Origin of the sequence: Flavivirga aquimarina (assembly GCF_030540835.1) — a bacterium.
Taxonomy (GTDB): Bacteria; Bacteroidota; Bacteroidia; order Flavobacteriales; family Flavobacteriaceae; genus Flavivirga; species Flavivirga aquimarina.
Genome location: NZ_JAUOEK010000047.1, coordinates 1 through 5,117, shown reverse-complemented (window position 1 = coordinate 5,117; position 5,117 = coordinate 1). Strand labels below are relative to the sequence as shown.

General features: G+C 47.4%; 2 tRNA genes and 2 rRNA genes. All 4 read right to left on the bottom strand.

What is annotated here, in order from left to right:
• Positions 1-11 precede the first annotated feature (11 nt).
• A 23S ribosomal RNA gene (locus Q4Q35_RS02850) occupies positions 12-2,834 on the bottom strand.
• 254 nt (positions 2,835-3,088) lie between these two features.
• Positions 3,089-3,162, bottom strand: a tRNA-Ala gene (locus Q4Q35_RS02845).
• Positions 3,163-3,346: 184 nt separating this feature from the next.
• Positions 3,347-3,420: transfer RNA gene (locus Q4Q35_RS02840), tRNA-Ile, on the bottom strand.
• A 160-nt stretch (positions 3,421-3,580) separates the two neighbouring features.
• Positions 3,581-5,098 (bottom strand): 16S ribosomal RNA (locus Q4Q35_RS02835).
• Together the 16S and 23S rRNA genes with 2 tRNA genes alongside form the textbook arrangement of a ribosomal RNA operon.
• Between the last annotated feature and the right edge of the window lie 19 nt (positions 5,099-5,117).

Genomic DNA, 5,117 nt, shown 5'->3' with positions numbered 1-5,117 from the left:
AGAGGGGGCCGTACAATAAGCCTATGGGTTATTAGTACTACTCGGCTATGACATTACTGCCTTTACACCTATAGCCTATCAACGTGGTAATCTCCCACGACCCTTTAAAGAAATCTCATCTTGTGGTGGGTTTCGCGCTTATATGCTTTCAGCGCTTATCCCTTCCCAACGTAGCTACTCTGCAATGCTCCTGGCGGAACAACAGATACACCAGAGGTTGGTCCAACTCGGTCCTCTCGTACTAGAGTCAGATCCACTCAAATTTCTAACGCCCACTGTAGATAGAGACCGAACTGTCTCACGACGTTCTGAACCCAGCTCGCGTGCCACTTTAATGGGCGAACAGCCCAACCCTTGGGACCTTCTCCAGCCCCAGGATGTGACGAGCCGACATCGAGGTGCCAAACCCCCCCGTCGATATGAGCTCTTGGGGGAGATCAGCCTGTTATCCCCGGCGTACCTTTTATCCTTTGAGCGATGGCCCTTCCATGCGGAACCACCGGATCACTATGCTCTTGTTTCCAACCTGATCGACTTGTAGGTCTCTCAGTCAAGCACCCTTATGCCATTGCACTCTACGCACGGTTACCAAGCGTGCTGAGGGTACCTTTAGAAGCCTCCGTTACTCTTTTGGAGGCGACCACCCCAGTCAAACTACCCACCAAGCACTGTCCCTTCCAAAGAAGGTTAGACTCCAGATAAGCAAAGGGTGGTATTTCAACAATGACTCCACAACGCCTGGCGACGCCACTTCAAAGTCTCCCACCTATCCTACACGTTACTTATCCGAAACCAATACTAAGCTATAGTAAAGGTGCACGGGGTCTTTTCGTCCCACAGCGGGTAATCGGCATCTTCACCGATACTACAATTTCACCGAGCTCATGGCTGAGACAGTGTCCAGATCGTTGCACCATTCGTGCAGGTCGGAACTTACCCGACAAGGAATTTCGCTACCTTAGGACCGTTATAGTTACGGCCGCCGTTTACTGGGGCTTCATTTAGGATCGTCGCCGAAGCTAAACCCTCCACTTAACCTTCCAGCACCGGGCAGGTGTCAGGCCATATACATCATCTTTCGATTTAGCATAGCCCTGTGTTTTTGATAAACAGTCGCCTGGACCTTTTCACTGCGGCCACCCCGAAGGGTGGCGACTCTTCTCCCGAAGTTACGAGTCTATTTTGCCTAGTTCCTTAGCCATGAATCTCTCGAGCTCCTTAGAATTCTCATCCCAACTACCTGTGTCGGTTTAGGGTACGGGCTGCTTCTCTTGCTTTTCTTGGAAGTCGATCCTCTGGATTATCACCTTGGCCGAAGCCTCAGTGTACTATCGCCGTGTTACCACTGGCTTCAACGTGCTATTCCGTCAGCACGCACCAAATTTTCGCCTCCGTCACGTTTAGTGAGAGCAGGTACAGGAATATTAACCTGTTGGCCATCCACTACCCCTTTCGGGTTCGCGTTAGGTCCCGACTAACCCTCAGCTGATTAGCATAGCTGAGGAAACCTTAGTCTTTCGGAGTGCGGGTTTCTCGCCCGCATTATCGTTACTTATGCCTACATTTTCTTTTGTAGCTTCTCCACCAAACCTCACAGTCTGGCTTCGACGACACTACAATGCTCCCCTACCACTTTTAAAAGTCCATAGCTTCGGTAGTATGTTTATGCCCGATTATTATCCATGCCGAACCGCTCGACTAGTGAGCTGTTACGCACTCTTTAAATGAATGGCTGCTTCCAAGCCAACATCCTAGCTGTCAGTGCAGTTCAACCGCGTTATATCAACTTAACATACATTTGGGGACCTTAGCTGATGGTCTGGGTTCTTTCCCTCTCGGACATGGACCTTAGCACCCATGCCCTCACTGCTGATAACCATTTTATAGCATTCGGAGTTTGTCAGGAATTGGTAGGCGGTGAAGCCCCCGCATCCAATCAGTAGCTCTACCTCTATAAAACTATATCAACGCTGCACCTAAATGCATTTCGGGGAGTACGAGCTATTTCCGAGTTTGATTGGCCTTTCACCCCTACCCACAGGTCATCCGAAGACTTTTCAACGTCAACCGGTTCGGTCCTCCACTGTATGTTACTACAGCTTCAACCTGCCCATGGGTAGATCACACGGTTTCGCGTCTACCACTACTAACTAAAAGCGCCCTGTTCAGACTCGCTTTCGCTACGGATCCGGACCTGAAGTCCTTAACCTTGCTAGCAACGGTAACTCGTAGGCTCATTATGCAAAAGGCACGCCGTCACTGATAAATCAGCTCCGACCGCTTGTAAGCGTATGGTTTCAGGTTCTTTTTCACTCCCTTATTCAGGGTTCTTTTCACCTTTCCCTCACGGTACTGGTTCACTATCGGTCTCTCAGGAGTATTTAGCCTTATCGGATGGTCCCGACAGGTTCATACAGGATTACTCGTGTCCCGCACTACTCAGGATACCACTATATCCACATTCTTTACTTATACCGGGCTATCACCGTCTTTGGCCTGTCTTTCCAAACAGTTCTAATTCATCCTGCTTCTAATCTCGTGGTCCTACAACCCCAGTATTGCCGTAACAATACTGGTTTGGGCTAATCCGCGTTCGCTCGCCACTACTAACGGAATCACTTTTGTTTTCTTCTCCTCCGGGTACTTAGATGTTTCAGTTCTCCGGGTTTGCTTGGCTTGCGCCATGACATATCTTCAATATGCCGGGTTGCCCCATTCGGATATCTACGGATCAGTTCGTGTGTGCCGATCCCCGTAGCTTTTCGCAGCTTATCACGTCCTTCTTCGCCTCTGAGAGCCTAGGCATTCCCCATACGCCCTTATTTAGCTTATTGTACTTTTTGCTTTTTTAATGAGTTACTATTCAATCTATGATTTTTCAGTCCAAACAATTAGTAATTGAATACGTATCATTCTTTCCTGTTTCTCATAAATTAAACAATGTGATCAATTAGATATCGCTCGCGTGATCCTAATTGATCCATAAAATATTATTATCAAATTGGATAAATCCAATTCTTTATTTTTATGTATCTTTTTTCAATATGTCAATGAACGTTTTGATCCCGGACTTGTTCCAGGATCCTTGTGGAGAATATCGGAGTCGAACCGATGACCTCTTGCGTGCAAGGCAAGCGCTCTAGCCAGCTGAGCTAATCCCCCATATTTTAGTTATGAGTTAATTAGTTATGAGTTATTTAGTTATTTCCTTAATAACACATGGACCCAACTTCTAAAATTTCCTTTCTTTTCTATTTTTATGAACGTTTCAAGATTCTAAAACCTTAATCCTGTCTTTCGACAGATGCTGAAATAAATCCAGCATACTCGGCACTATCGTGCTTCGTAGTCTCAGGCAGACTCGAACTGCCGACCTCTACATTATCAGTGTAGCGCTCTAACCAGCTGAGCTATGAGACTGTTATATAGTCTTCAGTTTTCAGTCGCAGTTCCCAGTAATATATACTGTTGACTGAGCACTGTATACTGTGGACTGATTTTTTTAAATTAACAGCATCCGAGAACAAACTATTTATCATAATAGTTTTTTTGGTTTCCTCTTTTAGTCGTCTTTCTCTAGAAAGGAGGTGTTCCAGCCGCACCTTCCGGTACGGCTACCTTGTTACGACTTAGCCCTAGTTACCGACTTTACCCTAGGCCGCTCCTTGCGGTGACGGACTTCAGGCACTTCCAGCTTCCATGGCTTGACGGGCGGTGTGTACAAGGCCCGGGAACGTATTCACCGCATCATGGCTGATATGCGATTACTAGCGATTCCAGCTTCACGGAGTCGAGTTGCAGACTCCGATCCGAACTGTGATAGGGTTTATAGATTCGCTCCACCTCGCGGTGTGGCTGCTCTCTGTCCCTACCATTGTAGCACGTGTGTAGCCCAGGACGTAAGGGCCGTGATGATTTGACGTCATCCCCACCTTCCTCACAGTTTGCACTGGCAGTCTTGTTAGAGTTCCCATCTTTACATGCTGGCAACTAACAACAGGGGTTGCGCTCGTTATAGGACTTAACCTGACACCTCACGGCACGAGCTGACGACAACCATGCAGCACCTTGTAAATTGTCCGAAGAAAAGTCTATCTCTAAACCTGTCAATCTACATTTAAGCCCTGGTAAGGTTCCTCGCGTATCATCGAATTAAACCACATGCTCCACCGCTTGTGCGGGCCCCCGTCAATTCCTTTGAGTTTCATTCTTGCGAACGTACTCCCCAGGTGGGATACTTATCACTTTCGCTTAGCCACTCAGATAAATCCGAACAGCTAGTATCCATCGTTTACGGCGTGGACTACCAGGGTATCTAATCCTGTTCGCTACCCACGCTTTCGTCCATCAGTGTCAGTGTATTATTAGTAATCTGCCTTCGCAATCGGTATTCTATGTAATATCTATGCATTTCACCGCTACACTACATATTCTAACTACTTCATAATAACTCAAGATAACCAGTATCAAAGGCAATTCTACAGTTGAGCTGCAGGATTTCACCTCTGACTTAATTATCCACCTACGGACCCTTTAAACCCAATGATTCCGGATAACGCTTGGATCCTCCGTATTACCGCGGCTGCTGGCACGGAGTTAGCCGATCCTTATTCTTACAGTACCGTCAAGCCTCTACACGTAGAGGTGTTTCTTCCTGTACAAAAGCAGTTTACAACCCATAGGGCAGTCTTCCTGCACGCGGCATGGCTGGATCAGAGTTGCCTCCATTGTCCAATATTCCTCACTGCTGCCTCCCGTAGGAGTCTGGTCCGTGTCTCAGTACCAGTGTGGGGGATCCCCCTCTCAGGGCCCCTATCTATCGTTGCCTTGGTATGCCGTTACCATACCAACTAGCTAATAGAACGCATACTCATCTTATACCGTAACCTTTATTGCCTAAATGATGCCATCTATGCAAACTATGGGGTATTAATCTTCATTTCTAAAGGCTATCCCCCAGTATAAGGTAGATTGTATACGCGTTACGCACCCGTGCGCCGGTCGTCGGCGGTAGCAAGCTACCCCGTTACCCCTCGACTTGCATGTGTTAGGCCTGCCGCTAGCGTTCATCCTGAGCCAGGATCAAACTCTTCATCGTTAATTTTTTAAGTCTTGTT